Annotated in this window: 20 protein-coding genes and 1 pseudogene; 13 read left to right on the forward strand and 8 right to left on the reverse strand. The window is 67.5% G+C overall.

What is annotated here, in order from left to right:
* Positions 1-1,330: YhdP family phospholipid transporter (locus AC1DY5_RS11970; protein ID WP_478111509.1), on the reverse strand; the 1,330-nt coding region annotated here is incomplete at its 3' end.
* A 25-nt stretch (positions 1,331-1,355) separates the two neighbouring features.
* On the opposite strand from AC1DY5_RS11970, the gene glnE reads away from it, so the two are divergent.
* A complete protein-coding gene (gene glnE, locus AC1DY5_RS11975) occupies positions 1,356-4,139 on the forward strand; it encodes a bifunctional [glutamate--ammonia ligase]-adenylyl-L-tyrosine phosphorylase/[glutamate--ammonia-ligase] adenylyltransferase (RefSeq protein ID WP_478111511.1) in 2,784 nt (927 codons plus the stop codon).
* Complete coding sequence (locus tag AC1DY5_RS11980) at positions 4,132-5,196, forward strand: septal ring lytic transglycosylase RlpA family protein (RefSeq protein WP_478111512.1); 1,065 nt, start codon at positions 4,132-4,134, stop codon at positions 5,194-5,196. Before glnE ends, AC1DY5_RS11980 begins: the two co-directional genes overlap by 8 nt.
* 16 nt (positions 5,197-5,212) lie before the next feature.
* On the opposite strand, the gene AC1DY5_RS11985 is transcribed toward AC1DY5_RS11980, so the two are convergent.
* Positions 5,213-6,070: a ferritin family protein gene (locus AC1DY5_RS11985; protein WP_478111513.1), complete on the reverse strand. Its 858-nt coding sequence runs from the start codon at positions 6,068-6,070 to the stop codon at positions 5,213-5,215.
* 130 nt (positions 6,071-6,200) lie between these two features.
* Between AC1DY5_RS11985 and AC1DY5_RS11990 the strand changes: the two genes are divergently transcribed.
* Positions 6,201-6,833, forward strand: a complete 633-nt coding sequence (locus AC1DY5_RS11990; RefSeq protein WP_478111514.1) for a glutathione peroxidase — start codon at positions 6,201-6,203, stop codon at positions 6,831-6,833.
* A 332-nt stretch (positions 6,834-7,165) separates the two neighbouring features.
* On the opposite strand, the gene AC1DY5_RS11995 is transcribed toward AC1DY5_RS11990, so the two are convergent.
* Complete coding sequence (locus AC1DY5_RS11995; RefSeq protein WP_478111516.1) at positions 7,166-7,777, reverse strand: glutathione S-transferase N-terminal domain-containing protein; 612 nt, start codon at positions 7,775-7,777, stop codon at positions 7,166-7,168.
* Positions 7,778-7,899: 122 nt separating this feature from the next.
* Between AC1DY5_RS11995 and purB the strand changes: the two genes are divergently transcribed.
* Positions 7,900-9,279 carry an adenylosuccinate lyase gene (purB, locus tag AC1DY5_RS12000; RefSeq protein ID WP_478111517.1) on the forward strand — a complete coding sequence of 460 codons (1,380 nt, stop codon included), beginning with the start codon at positions 7,900-7,902 and terminating at the stop codon, positions 9,277-9,279.
* Positions 9,279-9,839 (forward strand): YaeQ family protein, encoded by a 561-nt coding sequence (locus tag AC1DY5_RS12005; protein ID WP_478111519.1) that lies wholly within the window; start codon positions 9,279-9,281, stop codon positions 9,837-9,839. The genes purB and AC1DY5_RS12005 overlap by 1 nt, the downstream gene beginning before the upstream one ends.
* Before the next feature lie 17 nt (positions 9,840-9,856).
* On the opposite strand, the gene AC1DY5_RS12010 is transcribed toward AC1DY5_RS12005, so the two are convergent.
* Both AC1DY5_RS12010 and AC1DY5_RS12015 read right to left on the reverse strand, forming a co-directional pair.
* Positions 9,857-10,156 (reverse strand): DUF2007 domain-containing protein, encoded by a 300-nt coding sequence (locus tag AC1DY5_RS12010; RefSeq protein ID WP_478111537.1) that lies wholly within the window; start codon positions 10,154-10,156, stop codon positions 9,857-9,859.
* A gap of 5 nt (positions 10,157-10,161) precedes the next feature.
* Positions 10,162-10,614: a DUF3717 domain-containing protein gene (locus AC1DY5_RS12015; RefSeq protein ID WP_478111520.1), complete on the reverse strand. Its 453-nt coding sequence runs from the start codon at positions 10,612-10,614 to the stop codon at positions 10,162-10,164.
* Between the two features lie 418 nt (positions 10,615-11,032).
* Between AC1DY5_RS12015 and AC1DY5_RS12020 the strand changes: the two genes are divergently transcribed.
* The 3 genes from AC1DY5_RS12020 to AC1DY5_RS12030 are packed head-to-tail and all read left to right on the forward strand — an operon-like array spanning position 11,033 to position 12,664.
* On the forward strand, positions 11,033-11,770 hold the full coding sequence (locus AC1DY5_RS12020) for a TerC family protein (RefSeq protein ID WP_478111521.1): 738 nt from the start codon (positions 11,033-11,035) through the stop codon (positions 11,768-11,770).
* Between the two features lie 55 nt (positions 11,771-11,825).
* A complete protein-coding gene (locus AC1DY5_RS12025) occupies positions 11,826-12,290 on the forward strand; it encodes a hypothetical protein (RefSeq protein ID WP_478111523.1) in 465 nt (154 codons plus the stop codon).
* Positions 12,291-12,307: 17 nt separating this feature from the next.
* Positions 12,308-12,664 carry a phage holin family protein gene (locus AC1DY5_RS12030; protein WP_478111525.1) on the forward strand — a complete coding sequence of 119 codons (357 nt, stop codon included), beginning with the start codon at positions 12,308-12,310 and terminating at the stop codon, positions 12,662-12,664.
* A gap of 71 nt (positions 12,665-12,735) precedes the next feature.
* Here the strand turns inward: AC1DY5_RS12030 and AC1DY5_RS12035 are convergent, their stop codons facing one another.
* Entirely contained in the window at positions 12,736-14,316 is a 1,581-nt protein-coding gene (locus AC1DY5_RS12035; protein WP_478111538.1) for a M48 family metalloprotease, read from the reverse strand.
* Positions 14,317-14,369: 53 nt separating this feature from the next.
* Here AC1DY5_RS12035 and moaC point away from each other — a divergent pair, with 53 nt between their 5' ends.
* Entirely contained in the window at positions 14,370-14,861 is a 492-nt protein-coding gene (gene moaC, locus AC1DY5_RS12040; protein WP_478111526.1) for a cyclic pyranopterin monophosphate synthase MoaC, read from the forward strand.
* Between the two features lie 15 nt (positions 14,862-14,876).
* Here the strand turns inward: moaC and AC1DY5_RS12045 are convergent, their stop codons facing one another.
* A complete protein-coding gene (locus tag AC1DY5_RS12045) occupies positions 14,877-15,782 on the reverse strand; it encodes a hypothetical protein (RefSeq protein WP_478111528.1) in 906 nt (301 codons plus the stop codon).
* A gap of 93 nt (positions 15,783-15,875) precedes the next feature.
* Positions 15,876-17,462: a PglL family O-oligosaccharyltransferase gene (locus AC1DY5_RS12050; protein ID WP_478111530.1), complete on the reverse strand. Its 1,587-nt coding sequence runs from the start codon at positions 17,460-17,462 to the stop codon at positions 15,876-15,878.
* Here AC1DY5_RS12050 and AC1DY5_RS12055 point away from each other — a divergent pair.
* From AC1DY5_RS12055 to AC1DY5_RS12070, 4 genes and pseudogenes are all read left to right on the forward strand, one after another.
* Complete coding sequence (locus AC1DY5_RS12055) at positions 17,461-17,724, forward strand: hypothetical protein (RefSeq protein WP_478111532.1); 264 nt, start codon at positions 17,461-17,463, stop codon at positions 17,722-17,724. The two genes, AC1DY5_RS12050 and AC1DY5_RS12055, sit on opposite strands and share 2 nt — an antisense overlap.
* 68 nt (positions 17,725-17,792) lie before the next feature.
* Positions 17,793-18,113, forward strand: coding sequence for a type IV pilin protein (locus tag AC1DY5_RS12060; RefSeq protein WP_478111534.1), 321 nt, complete (start codon positions 17,793-17,795; stop codon positions 18,111-18,113).
* 120 nt (positions 18,114-18,233) lie between these two features.
* A pseudogene (locus AC1DY5_RS12065) lies at positions 18,234-18,293 on the forward strand (prepilin-type N-terminal cleavage/methylation domain-containing protein); the annotation flags it as partial.
* Positions 18,294-18,298: 5 nt separating this feature from the next.
* Entirely contained in the window at positions 18,299-18,838 is a 540-nt protein-coding gene (locus tag AC1DY5_RS12070) for a GspH/FimT family pseudopilin (RefSeq protein ID WP_478111536.1), read from the forward strand.
* The last annotated feature ends 121 nt before the right edge of the window (positions 18,839-18,959 follow it).

Raw genomic sequence — 18,959 nt, forward strand, 5'->3', positions numbered from 1 at the left:
CGGTCGCGCCCGCAGGCACCGGCGCGGCGGCAACCGGCACGCCGGGCYGCGACGCGACGCTGAATGCGCTCATGCGCCCCTTCACCTGGTAGCTGGTAGGGTCGTCCGCCGCGCCTTGCCAGTTGGCCTCGATGCGCTCAACCAGGCCGCGCGGCTGCAAGGCCTCGATCTGCCGGCGGGTCGCATCACCCAGCGGCAGCCGGTCGGCGATCAGCGCCAGCGCCCCGAGATCGAGCCGGTCGGCGCGTAGGGCGGTGCGTTCGGCGGTCCGGCCCTTGGCCTCCGTGCGCTGGAACCACAGGTTGCCGCCGGGCCAGCGCATGTTGTCGGAAGTATCGAACTGCAGCCGGCTGGTGGCGAATTCGAGCATGCCGTCGTCGTGCCTGCCGCTCAGGCGCCCGGTCACGTCGCGCAGCACCAGCGGTTCGAGCGCCTTGCCGAGCGAAGCGTCGATGCGGGTCAGCGCCAGGTCGGCCGCGCCGCCCGTGAACTCGCCGTCGTTGACGTCGGCCCAGATGCGCAGGCCGCCGGAGGCCTCGCGGATCCGGCCATCGAGGTCGACATAGCGGCCGAGCCGCGTGACATCGATATAGGGCAGGTCGGCGTAGATCTGTCCGTCCCAGGTGCGCCAGTTGCCGCTGCGCACCGACAGCAGCGGCTGGCGGAACTGGCCGCGCAGCGTGATCCGCTCGCCCCAGCCGGCCGGCGGCGTCGCGTCCAGGCGCATCGCGTGGCTGCGGGCCCCGTTGCGGGCCACGAACTGCACCTCGGTCAGCAGCAGCGGCGCCGTCTTGCGCTGTTCGTCGGTCCAGCGCACGGTACCGCCCTGCACCACCACCTCGCGCTGGGCGAAGAACCAGTCGGCACCGTCGCCGCCGCCGCTGGTGTCGTTCGACATGTCGAGCCCCGCGATATGGAGCTTGCCGAGCGCATCGCGCCGGACCTCGACCTGCGGCCGCTCGATGTAGAGCTGCTCGAAACTCAGGTTCCAGAGCGAGCGCGGCGACACGCTGGCCACCACCCGCTCGAGCCGCAGCGCCTCCTGGCCGCGCTTGTCCATCAGCACCAGGTCGCGCAGCTCGACCGTCGGAAAGAAGCTGCCCGAGCGGGCGCTGATCGAACCGATGCGAACCGGTACGCCGATGGCCCGTGTGGCCTGCGCCTCCAGCGCGCCACGGTAGTCTCCGATTCGCGGCACAATCCACAGATGTAGGACAGCGACTGACAGCGCAAGCAGGAGCCATGCACCGATCAGCAAACCCAACAACCAGCGCGCCGTCGCAGCGGTGATCTTGAGCAGACGTGAAGGGGAAGACGTCGTGTCGTTCATTGAGGATCGCGCTGTGTCAGGAATTATGACCGCCAGCTCCCAGCCGGGTTCCACCGCCGCCGAAACCACCGTGCTGCGGTCGCCGCCATCATCCGATTCACTGCCCTTGTCGGCATCTTCCCGCTTCGTTCAGCGATTGCGCCGCCGCTACGCCGGCGAACTGTCGCTGCTGCCGCCGGGCGAGCCCTTGCGCCCCCACATGGCCGAGGCCTACCGGGCCCTGCGCGGCCGCGGCGACAACGCCGCTGACGCCTTGCGCATCGTGCGCCAACTGGTGATGGAGAGGCTGGTCACGCTCGACTGCGACTGGCAGGCGCCGCTGGCGGTGGTCACCACTGCGGTCACCGAGTTGGCCGAATTCGCGCTCGACATCGCCTGCCGCGAGGCTTGCGCCGAGCTCGACGAGGCCCACGGCGCGCCGCTCGCGGCCGACGGCCAGCGGGCCCAGCTGTGGGTGGTCGGCATGGGCAAGCTCGGTGCCCGCGAGCTCAACGTCTCGAGCGACATCGACCTGATCTACCTCTACGATCAGGACGGCGAGACCGCCGGCAATGCCGAGGGCCGCGCGCAGCTGTCCAACCACGAGTACTTCGCCCGCGCGGTCAAGCGGATCTACGCCCTGGTCGGCGACACCACCGAGCACGGCTTCGTGTWCCGGGTCGACCTGGCCCTGCGGCCCAACGGGAATTCCGGGCCGAGCGTGGTCTCGCTCGACGCCCTCGAAGAGTATTTCCAGGTCCAGGGCCGTGAATGGGAGCGCTTCGCCTGGCTAAAGAGCCGGGTGGTGGCGCCCTCGGCCGTGGTGGCCGACCGCTCGGCGCAGGCGCTGCGCGGGGTGGTGCTGCCCTTCGTCTTCCGCCGCTACCTCGACTACAGCGTGTTCGACTCGCTGCGCACGCTGCATCGGCAGATCCGCGAGCAGGCGGCGCGCCGCAGCGCCGGCCGGCCCGAGCGCGCCAACGACGTCAAGCTGTCGCGTGGCGGGATCCGCGAGATCGAGTTCACCGTGCAGCTGCTGCAGGTGGTGCGCGGCGGTCAGTTCCCCGAACTGCGGACCCGGCCCACGCTCGATGCGCTGCAGCGCCTGGCACGCGCCGGCCTGATGCCGCAGGAGACGGCCGATGCGCTCGCCGCCGCCTACGAGTTCCTGCGCCGGGTCGAGCACCGCATCCAGTACCTCGACGACCAGCAGACCCACGTGCTGCCGATCAACGACGACGACCTGCGCTGGATAGCGCTCTCGCTGGGCTACCCCGATTGCTGCGCCTTCCTGGCCCAGCTCGACACCCACCGCGAATTCGTCGCCCAGGAGTTCGACACCTTGCTGGGCGGCAAGAAGCCCTGCTCCGGCTGCAAGGGCGGCGCGCCTGCCGCGCCGCCGGTCGACCTGAGCGACCTGATCGAATCGCTGCCCGGGCCCTTCGCCGAGCGCATCGAGGCGTGGACCCGGAACCCGCGGGTGCTGGCGCTGCGCGACGACACCCGGGCCCGCCTGCGCCAGCTGGTGCAGCGCACCGGCCAATGGCTGCGCGAACCTGACAGCGACGCCCAAGGCCAGATCAGCCGCCATGTCGACGCCGCGCTGCGCTGGGCCGACTGGATCGAGCCGCTGTTGCGGCGCGACAGCTACATCGCGCTGCTGGTGGAGCGGCCGGCGGTGCAGGAGCGGCTGCTGCGCCTGCTCGGCTCGGCCAAATGGCCGGCGCGCTACCTGATGCAGCACCCCGGCGTGATCGACGAACTGGCCAGCAGCGCCATGCTGTCGGGTCGCTTCGTTGCGGCCGAGTTCGAGCGCGAGCTCGAAGACCGCCACCGCTCGCTGACGCAGACCGGCGAGGCCGACGAGGAGCGCCTGCTGAACCTGCTGCGCCACGCCCATCATGCGGAGCTGTTCCGCACGCTGGCGCGCGACGTCGACGGCCGCATCACGGTCGAGCAGGTGGCCGACGACCTGAGCGCCCTGGCCGACGTGGTGCTGCGCGTGACCGCGCGCTGGTGCTGGCCGCAGGTGCGCAACCCGCACCGCGAGCAGCCACGCTTCGCGATCATCGGCTACGGCAAACTCGGCGGCAAGGAACTGGGCTACGGCAGCGACCTCGACATCGTGTTCGTCTACGACGACGAGGACGAGCGCGCAGGCGAGGTCTATGCAGCCTACGTACGCAAGCTGATCAACTGGCTCACGGTCAAGACCCGCGAGGGCGACCTGTTCGAGATCGACACCGCGCTGCGTCCCAACGGCAATTCGGGAATGCTCACGACCAGTTTCGAGGCCTACGAGAAATACCAGCTCGGCCGCGGCAGCAACACCGCCTGGACCTGGGAGCACCAGGCCATGACGCGTGCACGCTTCGTGCTGGGCGGCCCGGCGCTCGGCGAGCGCTTCGACCGCATCCGCGAGGCGGTCATCATTGCGCAGCGCGACCGAGAGGCCCTCAAGGCCGAGATCGTCGCAATGCGCGAGAAGGTGCGCGCCGCGCGACCGGTCAAGCCCGACCGCTTCGACGTCAAGCACAGCCCCGGCGGCATGGTCGATGCCGAGTTCGCCGTGCAGTTCCTGGTGCTGTCCGAATCCAAGGTGCATCCCGAACTGGTGCCCAACGTCGGCAACATCGCGCTGCTGCAGCGGGCCGAGGCAGCCGGCCTGCTGCCCGCGGGCGTTGGCCGAGCGGCCGCATCGGCCTACCGCGAACTGCGCCGCGTGCAGCACCGGGCCCGGCKCAACGAGGAACCGACCCAGGTGCCGATGAGCGCGCTGGKGGCCGAGCGCGAGGCCATGCTGGCGCTCTGGAAGGCGGTGTTTGGCTAGCCGCAAGCTGCCGCGGCGCGTCCTTGCATGGACAGCGACAGCGACGCTGGTGCTTCTCGCCGGCTGCGCCAGCGGGCCGCGCGGCGGACGCGACGGTGCCGCGGCCAGACCGCCCTCCGACCTGAGCCAGGTGCCCGACGCCGAACCCCGCATCGAGCCGATCCGCGGCAGCGGCGGCACCAGCAAGCCGTATGTGGTGCTCGGTCGGTCGTACACGCCCATCGTCGACGACCGGCCGTTTCGCGAAAGCGGGCTCGCATCGTGGTACGGCACCAAGTTCCATGCCCAGTCGACCGCCAGCGGCGAGCCCTACGACATGTACGCGATGACGGCGGCCCACAAGACGCTGCCGCTGCCGAGCTATGTGCGGGTGCGCAATCCGGCCAACGGGCGCGAGGTGATCGTGCGCGTGAACGACCGCGGCCCGTTCCACGACGACCGCGTGATCGACCTGAGCTACACCGCAGCGCTCAAGCTCGACCTGCTGCGCGGCGTCGCGCCGGTCGAGATCGAGCGCATCACCAACGAGGACATCCGCACCGGCGCCTGGCGGCGCGGCGACGCGCCGGTGCTGGCGCAGCAGCAGGCGATGCCGGGCCCGGCCACCGTCGCCTCCGCAGCGGCGATGGCACCCGTCGGCTCCGCGGAAAGCGTCGCGGTGCCTGCCGCGCTGACCGCGCCGGTGGTGGCCACGTCGCGCTACGACGCGATGCAGATCACGGCGCTGCCGCCCATGGCGCCGATCGCCGCGCCCCCGGCCGCAGCGCCGGCCCCGATGCAGGATGCCGGGCCGGCTCCGCGGGCGTCCGCCGCCGGACCTGGACCTGGTTATTGGGTGCAGCTTGGCGCCTTCAGCCAGCGCGACGGCGCCCTGCGCTTCCAGCAGCGGGTGGCGCGCGAAATGCCGCCGCTGGCCGGCAGCCTCAATGTCTTCAGCGAAAGCGGAACCCACCGCCTGCAAGCCGGCCCCTTCGCATCGCGTGACCTGGCGCGCGACACGGCCGAACAGGTCCGCAATGGATTGCAGCTGACGCCGGTGATCGTCGAGCGGCGCTGACAGCGCCGCGACGGGATCAGGCGCCCTGGTATTCTGGCTTGGGGCCGAGCGAGGCGGCCAGTTCCTTGCGGTAGCGGTTGAGTTCCTGCACCGTCTTGAAGCTGCGGTTCATCAGCAGGCTCAGGTTGTGCAGGATGCGCTCGCCGACTTTGCTTTCCCAGACGGAATCGAACTTGATCTGCTTGTCGAGCCAGTGCTCGAGCCAGTCGGGATCGGGCACCCGGCTCTGGATCGTGTCGTTCGGGAACAGCGCCTTGTTGACGTGCAGGTTGGTCGGGTGCAGCGCCTGCGCGGTGCGGCGGGCGCTGGCCATCAGCACGCCGACCTTGGTGAAGGCCGAACGCGCCTCGTCGCCGAACTTCTCCATGGCGCGCTTCATGTAGCGCAGGTAGGCGCCGCCGTGGCGCGCCTCGTCCTGGCTCAGCGTGGTGTAGATGTGCTTGATCACCGGCTCGGTGTGCCATTCGGCCGCACGGCGATACCAGTGGTTCAGGCGAATCTCGCCGCAGAAATGCAGCATCAGGGTCTCGAGCGGCGGGGCCGGGTCGAAATCGAAGCGCACGTCGTGCAGTTCCTGCTCGGTCGGCGCATGCTGCGGGCTGAAGCGCTTCAGGTATTCCATCAGCACCAGCGAATGCTTCTGCTCCTCGAAGAACCAGATCGACATGAAGGCCGAGAAGTCGCTGTCATGGCGGTTGTCGCGCAGAAACATCTCGGTGGCCGGCAGTGCCGCCCACTCGGTGATCGCGTTCATCTTGATGGTCTGGGCCTGTTCTTCGGTGAGCAGGGTTGCGTCGAAAGACTGCCAAGGAATATCCTTGTCCATGTCCCAGCGGACAGATTCGAGTTGTCTGAAGAGTTCCGGATAGAGCATCAATGTCTTTCTTAAGCCGACGGATTTTAGTCGGGCTGCCCGGCGCGCACGTGTCAAGCGCGTGATGATGCGAATCCGCGTGCGCCAATGCGGCGAATTCGTGATCCTTTTTCATTCGGGAATGACCGCCATGCGAATACCCTTCAGATCTCTACTGCCATTTTTTCCGGCCGTGGCGCTGGCGGTCTGCCTGCTCCCGACCCCGGCGAGCGCTCAAGCAGCCACCGCGGCCCCGAGCGTCTGCCCGGCCATCCTGCAACACACCTTTCCGCGGCTCCAGGACGAAAAGCCTCAGTCCTTGTGTCAGTACGCGGGCAAGGTGGTGCTGGTGGTCAATACCGCCAGCTTCTGCGGCTTCACGCCCCAGTACAAGGGCCTCGAGGCRCTCGACAGCAAGTACCGCGCGCGAGGGCTCGTGGTGCTCGGCTTCCCGTCGAACGATTTCGCCCAGGAGGCCGGCTCGAACAAGGAAATCGCCGATTTCTGCGAAAGCACCTTCGGCGTCAAATTTCCGATGTTCGCGAAATCCTCGGTTCGCGGGCCCGACGCCAGTCCGCTTTTCAAGCAACTGGCCCAGCTCTCGGGGACAACGCCGAAATGGAACTTCTACAAGTACCTGATCGGCCGCGACGGCAAGGTGGTGGACTCGTACTCGAGCATGACGGCGCCGGACGACCGGGCTTTCGTGCGGGAGATCGAAAAGCAGCTGGACGCAGCCCCGTTGGCGGCCGCGAAACCCGCCGCTGCAACACTCTCGAACTAGTCACAAACGCTTACCTATCGCCAGGGAACCGGCTCGCGAAGCTGCGCTCATACCGTTTCCGGGCACGAAAATCCGGTCGGTTTTTATGTTGCGAGGCCTTCCAGGCGCCTGCCGCCAGGTTGAAATCCCGAGGCGATTCTTCTCCTCCTCCCTCCCTCCCTCCTTCGCGTCGGGGCGCCTCGTAACATCTTTATCACTCGCCCCCAGGTCGGGCTCACTTCGTGTAGCCCTCCCACCCCTACCGGGGGCAAAACCAGCGCGCCTGGCTGTGCCGGCCACTGGAAGCAAAAAGCCCCGCGTGCGGGGCTTTTTCATTTTGGGACTCGTTCGGCTCAGGGTTTGGTGTCGGCGAAGCTGGGGCGGAGCATGAGCTTGTCGTAGAGGCGGACCAGGTTGGAGTGGTCGGCGCGCCAGTCGATCTCGGGGAAGCGGTAGTCGAGCCAGCCCAGCACGCAGCCGACGGCGATGTCGGACAGGCTCAGGTGAATGCCACTACAAAAGGGCTTGTCGGCCAGGCCCTTGGCCATCGCCGCGATGCCGTGGTTGATCTTGCCGCGCTGGCGGTCCATCCAGGCTTGGCTGCGCTCGCTGTCGGCGCGGTGCACCCAGGTGGCCTCCATGCGCAGCAGCAGGCCGGCATCCATCACGCCATCGGCCAGCGCCTCCCAGGTCTTGACCTCGGCGCGCTCGCGGCTCTGCTGCGGAATCAGCTTGCCGACCGGCGACAGGGTGTCGAGGTATTCGACGATCACACGCGAATCGAACATCGCCTCGCTGCCGTCCATGATCAGGCAAGGCACCTTGCCGAGCGGGTTGGAACTGGAAATCGTGGTGTCGGCAGACCAGACGTCTTCGATCACGAACTGGTAATCGAGCCGCTTTTCGGCCATGACCACGCGCACCTTGCGCACGTACGGGCTGGCAGCGGATCCGATCAGTTTCATGCAGGCACTCCCCCATCTGGGTCATCGTTATAGCGCTTTGATTCTAGGGGAATGCGAGTCACTGAATCCTTCGGCGATGGCGGCGAAATTGCTTCGGCCGTGCCGCAACCTAAAATTGGCCCATGAGTTTCTCCACCGTCTCCGCCCTTTCCCCCCTCGACGGCCGTTATGCGGCCAAGCTCTCGGCGCTGCGTCCGCTGATGAGCGAACAGGGCTACATGCACCGGCGGGTGCAGGTCGAGGTGGCGTGGTTCATCGCCCTCTCGGACTGCGGCTTCGCTGAATTCAAGCCGCTCACGGGCGGCGCCCGCAAGTACCTGCTCGGCCTGGTCTCCAATTTCTCGGAGGCCGATGCGGTCGCGATCAAGCAGATCGAGAAGACCACCAACCACGACGTGAAAGCGGTCGAATACTGGATCAAGTCGAAGTTCGAGGCCCGTCCGGAACTCCTGGCCGCCTCCGAGTTCGTCCATTTCGCCTGCACCAGCGAGGACATCAACAACACCAGCCACGCGCTGCAGATCCAGGCGGCCCGCGAAAAGGTCATGCTGCCGGCGATCGACGGCCTGATCGCCACCATGCGCGACATGGCCCACAAATTCGCCGGGGTGTCGATGCTCTCGCGCACCCACGGCCAGACCGCGAGTCCGACCACTGTCGGCAAGGAACTGGCGAACGTCGCCGTGCGCCTGTCCAAGGCGCGCGAGCAGATCGCCGGCGTGCAACTGCTGGGCAAGATGAACGGCGCAGTCGGCAACTACAACGCCCACATGGCGGCATGGCCCGAGTTCGACTGGGAAGCATTCAGCCAAAAGGTGGTCGAGACGCCCGCGCCGCTCGGCCTGGGCCTGAGCTTCCAGCCCTACAGCATCCAGATCGAGCCGCACGACTACATGGCCGAGTTGTTCGACGCCGTGGCCCGCACCAACACCATCCTGGTCGACTTCTCGCGCGACATCTGGGGCTATGTCAGCCTGGGCTATTTCAAGCAGCGCCTGAAGCCGGGCGAGATCGGCTCCTCGACCATGCCGCACAAGGTCAATCCGATCGATTTCGAGAACGCCGAGGGCAACCTGGGCCTGGCCAACGCGGTGCTGCGCCACCTGAGCGAGAAACTGCCGATCAGCCGCTGGCAGCGCGACCTGACCGACAGCACCGTGCTGCGCAACATCGGCGTCGCCTTCGGCTACGCCACCCTGGCCTATGCCAGTCTGGCGACCGGCATGAGCAAGCTCGAACTCAACGAGGAAGCGCTGGCCGACGACCTCGACGCCGCGTGGGAAGTGCTGGCCGAGCCGATCCAGACCGTGATGCGGCGCTTCGGCGTCCAGGGCGCCTACGAGCAGCTGAAGGAAGTCACGCGCGGCAAGACCGTGACCGCCGAGGCGCTGCACGGGCTGATCCGCTCGCTGGAGATCCCCGAGGCCGAGAAAGAGCGCCTGCTGGCCATGACGCCCGGCAGCTACATCGGCAAGGCAGCCGAACTGGCCCGGCGGGCCTGATGGCGCTCAAGAGCACGATCTTCAAGGCGAACCTGGCGGTCGCCGACATCGACCACAGCTACTACGCCGACCATGCGCTGACCCTGGCGCGCCACCCCAGCGAGACCGACGAGCGGATGATGATCCGGCTGGTCGCGCTGGCGCTCAACGCCCACAAACTGCAGGACGTGTGCAACGGCGACGGCACGCTGGCCTTCGGTGCCGGCCTGTCGAATCCGGAGGAGCCCGATGTCTGGCTGCGCGATTTCACCGGCCAGGTGAAGCTCTGGATCGAGGTCGGCCAACCCGAGGACAAGCCGGTGATCAAGGCCTGCGGCAAGGCCGACGAGGTGATCGTCTACTGCTTCAATCACGCCGCCGAGATCTGGTGGCGCGGCATCGAGAACAAGCTGACCCGGCCGCAGAACCTCAGCGTGTTCAGGGTTCCGACCGCGGCCTCGCAGGCGCTGGCGGCGCTGGCGCAGCGCTCGATGCAGCTGCAGGCCACGATCCAGGAAGGCGCCTTGATGCTGGGCGACGGCAGCCGCAGCATCGACATCGAGCCGGTCAGGCTGCGGTAGGCTGGCGCCGCGCCGGGCTACGGCATCATCGCGCCGCAGCGCCAGCACTGCTCGAATCCGCCCTCCACCAGCTCGCCGCAGGCGCATGCCCAGCGGCGCTGGGGGCGGTGGCGCAGGTCATAAAGCAGCTGCTCGGCGAGCGCGAACTGGGCCTCGTTCTCGATCCAGATCTCCGGCAGGCACTGGTCGGGCGGCAGCTGGCCGGCCGCGGCCCCCAGGTACTCACGCTGCACCGTGGCGTCGATGCCGTCGTCGCGCAGCATCTGCACCCACAGCGTCGCGATCGCGAGGTTCGGAGCTTGGGCCAGGCGCCGCATCGCCATCAGCCGGCAGCAGGATCGGGCGCCGCGTCCTCCGGCCGGATCTGGCCGGCCTCGCGCGCGCGCTCGGCATACTTGTTGAAGCGCCAGGCGCTGTCCTGCATCGTGATGCGGCGCCAGGTCGAGCGCTTCTCGGCCGGCGACATCGCGGGCCAATGCTGCACTTCGTCGAAGCTGCGGCCGCAGCCCTTGCACTCGTCGTCGCCCTGGCTGGTGGAGCAGATCGCGATGCAGGGCGTGTCGGGCGTGCTCTGGTACCAGGCCAGCCAGGCGGCCCAGGCCGCGGCGGGAAAGCCGACCTCGTCGACCTCGTCCTCGTGGTGGAACACCATCAACGCGTAGACCTCGGCCAGCGCCCGCAGCTCGGGGGCCAGCGTGATGCCGTCGGGCGAAGGTTTCCGGTCGCGCCAGAAGTTGATGGCGGCCTCGATGTCGGTGATGTGTATGGCGGCCATTGGGGGGACGAAAAAAAGCGAGCGCGCATCATAGTCCGGCCAATGTCCCGCACCTGTTGAAGGAATTGATTGCTATGAAATTCATAGCATCACAGCTTTTTGCGGAGCGGAATCCCAGCGCTTTTCGTTTAAGAAGCCGGCCGGTCCGAGTTGCAACGCCACGGGCACGATGCTCTAATTCCACCCACGAAGGGGAGTAGCTCCCACCCGTTCTGCGAAGCGCGGGTATCGGCAGGTCGTCAATACGAAGCAAAACACTTCCGGCGTGTCGGGCAGCTCCGTGCTGTCGTGCAAGACCTTCGATATGAACCCTCGCGGGTTTGATCGAAGCGTTGCAGTTCCTCGAGGACCCGGTTCTCTCAATCAACGCCACATCCAATGCACGCGGGCGGAGTGAAACCAAAAGACTGAGGACGCCATGGAGCAATTTCTAACCCCCGAGTTCTGGGTCGCCGTCGGCCAGATCATCATGATCGACATCCTGCTGGGTGGCGACAACGCCGTCGTGATCGCCCTGGCCTGCCGCAAGCTGCCACCGGCCCAGCGCACCAAGGGCATCCTGTGGGGCACCGCCGGCGCCATCGTGCTGCGCGTGGTCCTGATCTTCTTCGCGCTGACGCTGCTGGCGATCCCGTTCCTGAAACTGGCCGGCGCCATCCTGCTGCTGTGGATCGGCGTCAAGCTGCTGGCACCAGAGCATGACGATGCCCACGGCAATATCGCGGCCAGCGACAAGCTCTGGGCCGCGGTCAAGACCGTCATCGTGGCCGACTTGGTGATGAGCGTCGACAACGTGATCGCGATCGCGGGCGCCGCGCAGGGCGCCGGTGCAGGCCACCAGATGCCGCTCGTGATCTTCGGCCTGCTGGTCAGCATCCCGATCATCGTCTGGGGCAGCCAGCTGGTCATCAAGCTGATGGACCGCTTTCCGCTGATCATCACGCTGGGCGGCATGCTGCTGGGCTGGATCGCCGGCACGATGGCGGTGTCCGATCCTTCGGTGGCCAATCCGGCCGCCTGGACCTGGGTGCCGAAGCTGCCGCAAAGCGATGTGGTGCGCTACGCAGCGGGCGTCATTGGTGCGGTCCTGGTGCTGATGATCGGCAAATGGGTGGCCGCGCGCAAACCGAAGCAGGCCCACACGGTCACCGCCTGACCCACTTCTTCCGTCGATGTCTCTGCCACTCCAACCAACCCCAGAAGGAGCAATCATGGAAAAGGTCATTCTGTACGTGGACGACGCGGCCTACGCGCGCGAGTTTCTCGCCCGGGCGCCGGCCGACTCCGGCGGCACCGGCGTGCGCGAATGGGTGCTGGTGGCCTGTGCACCGCGCATGACCCGCCACATCAGCAAATGGGTCAGCCACAGCGCGCGCGAGAACTGGCGTGCCAAATGGTTCGCCAAGGTCCAGGAGCAGCTGCTGCCCCTGCTGGCGGTCGGCGATGTGCAGGTGACGCCGGTGCTCGCCAATGGGCCCCTGCCCGAGCTGACGCAGCGCCTGAAGCTGGAGCATGGGGCCGCGCGGGTGGTCGATGCCCGCCGGCCGAAGATCGGCGTCGATCTCGAACCCGTGGCCCCCGACGTCCCGCCGGCCGGCCATTCGGGATGGGCGCTGCCCGGCGCGGTGATCGGCATGGGCGCGCTGCTGGTGCTCGCCAACGAGTTGTCCGAGTAGCCGGGCCGACGCGCCGGATGCGACTTCTCATCAAGTGGCTGCTCAGCGCCTTCGCGCTGCTGGCGGTGGCCTATCTCTACCGCGGCGTCCAGGTCACCACCTACACCTCGGCGTTGCTGGCAGCGGCCGTGATCGGTCTGCTCAACATGTTCGTGCGCCCGGTGCTGGTGGTGCTGACCTTGCCGGTCACCATCGTCACGCTGGGGTTGTTCCTGTTCGTGATCAACGCCCTGCTCTTCTGGGCCGCCTCCGGGCTGCTGTCGGGCTTCCACGTCGACAGCTTCCTCGCGGCCCTGCTCGGCTCGCTGATCTATTCCCTGCTCGGCGTGCTGATCGAGTCGGCGCTCGGCGGGCTGTTCTTGAGGGCGCGCTGAGGCCCCCCGAGGGGCACAGACCGCCTTGGGGCGGCCCGGCGCCGGTCTGAACGCACGGCCTCTTACTACCACTACCGCTGCTGCTGCCTGGCCTCGGCGGCCTGCTCCCTGACGAGCGCGTCGACGGCACGGGCACGGGTGTCGATGATCGATGCCTCGTAGTGGTCGATCGGCACCGAACCGGGCTTGCGGACCAGGTCCTGCGCAGCCTTGAAGCGATCGCGGGCCGCCGCGAAGTCGAGAATGGCGACGTTGGCCTCGGCATCCGCGCGGATGGCGCTGACCGGTTCGTTGTTGGCGCCGTACAGATTGCCGAGCGTGCGCCAGGCGGTGGCATCGCGCGGATGGGTGGCGACCCAGTCGCGCAGCGGCGGAATCATCGGCGCCGGGTTGCGGGTGGCGACCGCGGCCTGTGCCGCCAGCAGCATCTCGGGACGATCCTTGGCCTTCGGGTTGAGCAGGCCCGCGGCGGCCGGCGCGGCACCGGCCGTCAGCTCGATCTCGGCCGACAAGAGCCGGGCCAGCCGCGCCGAGGGCTGATCGCCCGCGGTGCGCGCGATCAGCTGCTGGACCAGCGCGCGGGCCGCCTTGAAATCGCGCAGCTCGCTGGCCGACAGCGCCCCCGCATAGAGCATGCCCGCCTGCTGCGCCGGCGAACTGCGCGCGAACTCGCTGCCACCGGGCGCATCGGCCCATTGGCGCAGCACGTCGACGCCGGGACGCGTGAGCACCCGGGCGCGGGCGGTGATCATCGCGTGATCCATCGCCAGCGGCAGCGCCGCCGCGCTGCCGGGCTTGAACTGGAAGCGGCCTTGCATGTCGGCGATCCGCTCGCTGGTGAGCGGGTGGCTGCGCAGGTAGGGATAGGAGCCGTTGTCGTTGAGCCGCGAGGCGTACTGCAGCTTCTCGAACATCGCCGCCGCGCCCTGCGGCGCGTAGCCGGCCTGCGCCATGACGCCGAAGCCGACGCGGTCGGCCTCGCGCTCCATGTCGCGCGAGAAGCTCAGCTGGTTATGCATGAACATGGCCTGGCTGCCCATGATCATCGCCTGGCCGGCATCGCCGCTGCGGCTCTTGCTGGCGGCGATCGCGCCGAGCACCATCGCGGCCAGCATCAGCGGCATCTGCTGGCTCTGCTTGGTCATGATGCGCGCGATGTGGCGCTGCGTGACGTGGGACAGTTCATGGCCGAGCACCGTAGCCAGCTCGTCCCGGCTGCCGACCACCGCGACCAGGCCCAGGTTGAGCCCGAGGTAGCCGCCGGGCAGCGCAAAGGCATTGATGTTGCGGTCGCGGCCCAGCAGGACGGTCCAGGCGAAGCGCTCGTCGAGTTCGGGCGTGAGTTCGCCGCGCACCCGTGCCGCCGCCAGCAGGCGCTGCCAGATGTCCTGCACGTACTCGACCAGCACCGGATCGTCGATGTAGTCCGGGTCGCGGTAGAGTTCGCGGGCGATCTGGTCGCCCAGGTGGCGCTCGGCGCTGGCGGTCATCTCGCCGCCGTCGCCCATGCCGGGCAGCTGTTGGGCCTGCGCGCGCAGAGGCAACGCGATCTGCGCGGCAATCAGCAGCCCGGCGCACAGGCCGCGCAGCAGGCGCGCCGCGCGGCCCGGCGCGGGGGAAAGGGGTCGGTCGATGGCGGTCAAGCGTGGAATTCCTGTCCAAGGCTCGGCCCCGTATGATGCTTTACTCCACGGAACGTTCACAGATGAGTTCACTCACCCATTTCGATTCCCAGGGCCAGGCGCACATGGTCGACGTGGCCGCCAAGCCGGCAACCCACCGGGTGGCCGTGGCGACCGGCCGCATCGAGATGCAGGCCTCGACCCTGGCCCTGATCGAGTCCGGCAACGCCAGGAAGGGCGACGTGCTGGGCGTCGCCCGCATCGCCGGCATCCAGGCGGCCAAGAAGACCAGCGACCTGATCCCGCTGTGCCACCCGCTGGCGCTGACCCGCGTGGCGGTGGCCTTCGCACTGGCCGATGGCGGCACGCCCCAGGTGGCTTGTACCGCAACGGTCGAGACCGTCGGGCCGACCGGGGTCGAGATGGAAGCCCTGACAGCGGTCCAGGTGGCGCTCCTGACCGTCTACGACATGTGCAAGGCGGTCGACCGCGGGATGCGCATCACCGACGTCCATGTGCTGGAGAAGCACGGGGGGAAGTCGGGAAGCTGGCTGGCCGGCGACGACGCCCGATAGCGCTGCTCGCCGGCGTCAGGCCTTTTGCAGGCGGCGCAAGATCCGCCTTTCGGAAAACTTGTGCAAGATGAATTGCGCCGTCCGGCGGATCCGCATCCGTGCGTTGCAGGCATCGTAGGGGGATCGGATCTCGGCGCCCAGATGGCGCGCACGCAGGGTCAGGGCCCCCTCCGACAACACGCAACGCACCTTCATGCGCAGGTCTTCGAAGGTTTCGGCATTGAGCGGCTTTGCATTGTGCCAAGCGAAAGCCCACTTGTACTTTCGAGCGCGCTCCTCCGCTTCGCCTTCTTCCGCGACCAACCAGGTCAGGCATCCCTTGGCGTAGCCCGGATCGACGTTGTCCTTGAACAGCTTGCGAGCCGGCTCATAGCTGTCGTGCACGAATGAATCCAGCAGCGCATTTCCGGGGCTGAGCGTGCCCAATCCCTGGCGCAACGCGCGGTTGATCACGAAGGCATAGGTCGAGACATGCTGGATCTGTGGGCCCAGCGGCGTGGGCGAGGAGCCGATGTAATCCGTGACTTCGCCGAGCATCCAGGGCGCCGGATGCCCGCTGAGCCACTCGGCTTCCTCGCAAAATCGCGCCGCGCGCGCGTCGCTCCAGCCGTGGTGGCGCGCGGCCGTATCGTTGGTAAAGACCCAGACGTCGGGCTCTTCGGCGCCCGAAAGCAGGGCGGCCACCCCGGCATCCCAGCCGCTGAACTCCCGATTGGAGTTGTCGCCCGGGACGACGCGCACGGCCTMGAACCCATGGCCGCGGTAGCTTTCCTCGCCTTCGAGCCGGCCGTTGTCCACGATGATCGGCGTGATCCGGTTTCCGGGCTTGGCCAGCAAGGCGCGGAACTTCGCAAGCAGTGCCATCGACGACTCCCGATGCCGGGCCCCGAACTCGAGATGAACGAACGCATAGTGGGTCATGTGCAAGAGGCTGGACGGAGAGTTACAGCGAAGGAATTACAGCATAAGCGTGTCAAGTGAGTCCATTTGTAATACTTTGGACGTATCCCTCTCTCATTCAGGCTCGCACATCGCCGGCGGCGACACATCCGCTTGCACGGTCGGGCCGCCGACCCAGCGGGCGTGGTCCGCTGGATAGGACGCCTTGAAACGCGCGACCTGCGCGACGGCCTCGTCGTCCTCGCCGAGCAGGATCGCGCTTTCGATCAGCTTCACGACGACCGCCGGCTCCGGCGAAAAATGCATCACCCGCTGCGCCAGCGCATGCATCTCCGCGGCATTGGCACGGGTGACCGGCGTCAGCGTCAGCCTGGCGAAGGCGACCGGCGCCTCGAACAGCCAGGAGCGCTGCGCCTGCTCGAGCGGGCGGTCCTGGTAGGACGCAAGCCGCTGGTCGCGGGCCAGATAGACCTGGCTGATGCGGGTGTAGTCCCAGGCGGCGTAGCCAACCGCCGCCAACAGGACCAGTGCCGCAACGGCCGGCAGGGCGAGAGCCGCCCGCCGTGGGGGCCGGGGCGAACGAGCCGCCGAAGGCGACGCAGGCCACAGGTAGCCCAGGCACAGGCCGAAGACCAACTGGAATGGGCCGTACCAGAGCGGGTACTCGAGCAGGCTGTGCAGCACGATCACGCCGAGCAGGCCCCAGGCCATCGACCGCGCCGGGTCGGTCTCGCGCCAGGGACGGGCGGCGAGCACCAGCGCGCAGAAGCCGGCGCAGATCAGCAGCGCCGCGGGAACGCCGAGCTCGACCGCCAGATGCAGCGGCAGGTTGTGGGCGTTGTCGAGGATCTCGACGAAGCGCGGGCCGGCGTAGAGCGTGCTGAAGTGCGCGAACTTCAGCTCGCCCCAGCCCCAGCCGGCCCATGGGTGCTGGGCGATCAGGTCGATAACGTTGCGCCAGAGCAGCAGCCGGCTGTGGGCGTCGGGGGCGCCGTCGCGCAGGCGGCTCATCATGCCTTCGACCTCGGAGCCGGTGAGATGCGGCAGCAGCCAGGAAGCAACGAAGTAAGCAGGCACTATGGCCACAATCAGCCAGGGATGCGGGAGCCGCCAGGACTGTGCGGACGAACGGCGGCGCTCGCGCCTGGCAAGGAAAGCCGAGATGCCAACGATCGACAGCAACTGGAGCAGGCCGGTCCGGGAGGTCGCCGCGGCTGCGGCCACGACCAGCAGCAGGCCGGCCGGCAGCAGCGCCGCACGCACCCGTCGGCCGGACAGCGCGTGCAGCCACAGCGCCGAGATCAGGGCCATGCTGATCAGGGTGGCGAACTGGTTGCGCTGGCGCAGGTTGCCATAGGCCTGGCCGAGTTCGGGGGCCGTGGTCCAGGGGACCAGCGGGGCGGCGAGGCCGAAGTACTGCAACAGTCCTAGCAGGGCGCTGACCAGCCCAGCGACGAGGAGCGCCCAGGCCAGCGGGGCAGGCGAGCTCGAATCCGCCATTCGCGCACCCAAGGCGGCGGCCAGGCCGACCGCTGCCACCGCGAGGAGGGTCGACAGTTCGAACGCCGGCTGGCTGCCGGGGCCGAGCATCACGGCCAGGACCACCACGACCAACCAACCCAGGAGGGGCCACGAAGGCCGCGCGATCGGCCCGAGCGCCACGGCGATGGCGAGACAAGTCCAAGCCGCCAGCTGCTGCATGGCGCTGACCGACGGTCCGATCGCGAACGGGAAGAGAAAAGGCAGGGCCAACGCCACGCTCAGCGCGGCGCTTCGCGCCGACGGAGAGTTGGCGGCACTGTCACCCCGCGACATGGAAGCGAGAACCAAAGAAGTATTCATTCATGCGAAAAGTTCACAGATTCTCGATGCGCTGGCGACGAAAGGATTCGATGCGCGGACAAGCGGCGTCGGCGAAAAAAGTCATCCAGTGACAATTTGTGACCCAAATCATGTGGTTTAAAGGTCGCTACTGTGCACAACGTTTCCCACCCTCGCTCTAGTACGGGAGGCTTCACGCTCATCGAAGTCATGATCGCGGTCGCGATCATCGGGATCCTGGCTGCAGTGGCTTTGCCTGCGTACAACGACTATGTGCGGCGGGGGCAGCTTCCGGAAGCCTTCAACGCACTGTCCGACTGCCGGACCAAGATGGAGCAGTACTACCAGGACAACCGCAACTACGGGTCCTCGGCCACCGCTTGCGCCGACAACGCAGCGGCCAATACCTGGAACACCTTTCCCAGCACCATCAAGTATTTCAGTTTCGATTGCCGTGCAACGCCGCCACAGGTGATTCGAAGCAGCAGAGCTACACCTTCACGGCATCAGGCGTTGCCGGAAGCGCGGTAGGCCACACCTACACCATCAATAAAAACGGTGACCGCGCCACGGCCAAGTTCAAGGGCGCCGCCGTGACCGCAGGCTGCTGGCTCACCAAGACTGCCGACTGCTGAACGCGCCRCGCACACCATGAGACAACGCGGCTTCTCACTGATCGAAGTCGTCGTCACCATCGCGGTGCTGGCGATGCGACCATGCCAGGCATCGGCACCTGGATCGAGAACACGCGCATTCGCGGCGTCGCCGACTCGCTGCAGAACGGGCTTCAGATCGCGCGTGGCGAGGCGGTCCGCCGCAACCAGAGCATCTCGTTCTGGCTGGTTGCCGTCGACAATCCGAGCAAACTGAGCAACGACTGCACGCTCTCGGGCAGCAGCGGCTCCTGGGTCGTGAGCGTGAACTCGCCCCTCTCCCATTGCGCGGACGACCCCTCCACCATCTCGTCGCCGATGATCGTCACCGGCCGGGCCGTCGGAGACAGTGGAGGCAGGGTCTCGGTGACCGCCGTTCAATCGGACGGCACCGCGGCCAACAGCGTCACCTTCAATGGCTTCGGGCGCATCGCGAATTCCGACCGCATCCAGAAGATCGACGTGACCGGGACCGGCACCGGCACCGGCACCGGCGTCAACTACCGCAATCTGCGCATCGCCATCACGTCGGCAGGCCAGGTTCGGATGTGCGACCCGGCCGTGAGCGACGCCAACGACCCGCGCAAGTGCCCCACGGAGTGACCGCGATGCAAGCTCCTGAACGACTCCAACGCACCGCCCGCGGAACACCCCGGACTCAAGCACGCCGGCGTCTCGGCCGCCGAAGCGAAAGCGGCATCGTGCTGATCGAAGTGTTGGTGGC

This window comes from Variovorax sp. P4_D9 (genome assembly GCF_056401695.1).

Coding starts and splice junctions, on each gene's coding strand:
- AC1DY5_RS12020 (WP_478111521.1), top strand. CDS start 11,033: ATGGAGCAATTTCTAACCCCCGAGTTCTGGGTCGCCGTCGGCCAGATC.
- moaC (WP_478111526.1), top strand. CDS start 14,370: ATGAGTTCACTCACCCATTTCGATTCCCAGGGCCAGGCGCACATGGTC.
- AC1DY5_RS12050 (WP_478111530.1), bottom strand. CDS start 17,462: ATGCAGCAGCTGGCGGCTTGGACTTGTCTCGCCATCGCCGTGGCGCTC.
- AC1DY5_RS12025 (WP_478111523.1), top strand. CDS start 11,826: ATGGAAAAGGTCATTCTGTACGTGGACGACGCGGCCTACGCGCGCGAG.
- AC1DY5_RS11985 (WP_478111513.1), bottom strand. CDS start 6,070: ATGCTCTATCCGGAACTCTTCAGACAACTCGAATCTGTCCGCTGGGAC.
- AC1DY5_RS12010 (WP_478111537.1), bottom strand. CDS start 10,156: ATGCGGCGCCTGGCCCAAGCTCCGAACCTCGCGATCGCGACGCTGTGG.
- purB (WP_478111517.1), top strand. CDS start 7,900: ATGAGTTTCTCCACCGTCTCCGCCCTTTCCCCCCTCGACGGCCGTTAT.
- AC1DY5_RS12060 (WP_478111534.1), top strand. CDS start 17,793: ATGATCGCGGTCGCGATCATCGGGATCCTGGCTGCAGTGGCTTTGCCT.
- AC1DY5_RS12070 (WP_478111536.1), top strand. CDS start 18,299: ATGCCAGGCATCGGCACCTGGATCGAGAACACGCGCATTCGCGGCGTC.
- AC1DY5_RS12015 (WP_478111520.1), bottom strand. CDS start 10,614: ATGGCCGCCATACACATCACCGACATCGAGGCCGCCATCAACTTCTGG.
- AC1DY5_RS12005 (WP_478111519.1), top strand. CDS start 9,279: ATGGCGCTCAAGAGCACGATCTTCAAGGCGAACCTGGCGGTCGCCGAC.
- AC1DY5_RS12030 (WP_478111525.1), top strand. CDS start 12,308: ATGCGACTTCTCATCAAGTGGCTGCTCAGCGCCTTCGCGCTGCTGGCG.
- AC1DY5_RS12055 (WP_478111532.1), top strand. CDS start 17,461: ATGGCGCTGACCGACGGTCCGATCGCGAACGGGAAGAGAAAAGGCAGG.
- AC1DY5_RS11995 (WP_478111516.1), bottom strand. CDS start 7,777: ATGAAACTGATCGGATCCGCTGCCAGCCCGTACGTGCGCAAGGTGCGC.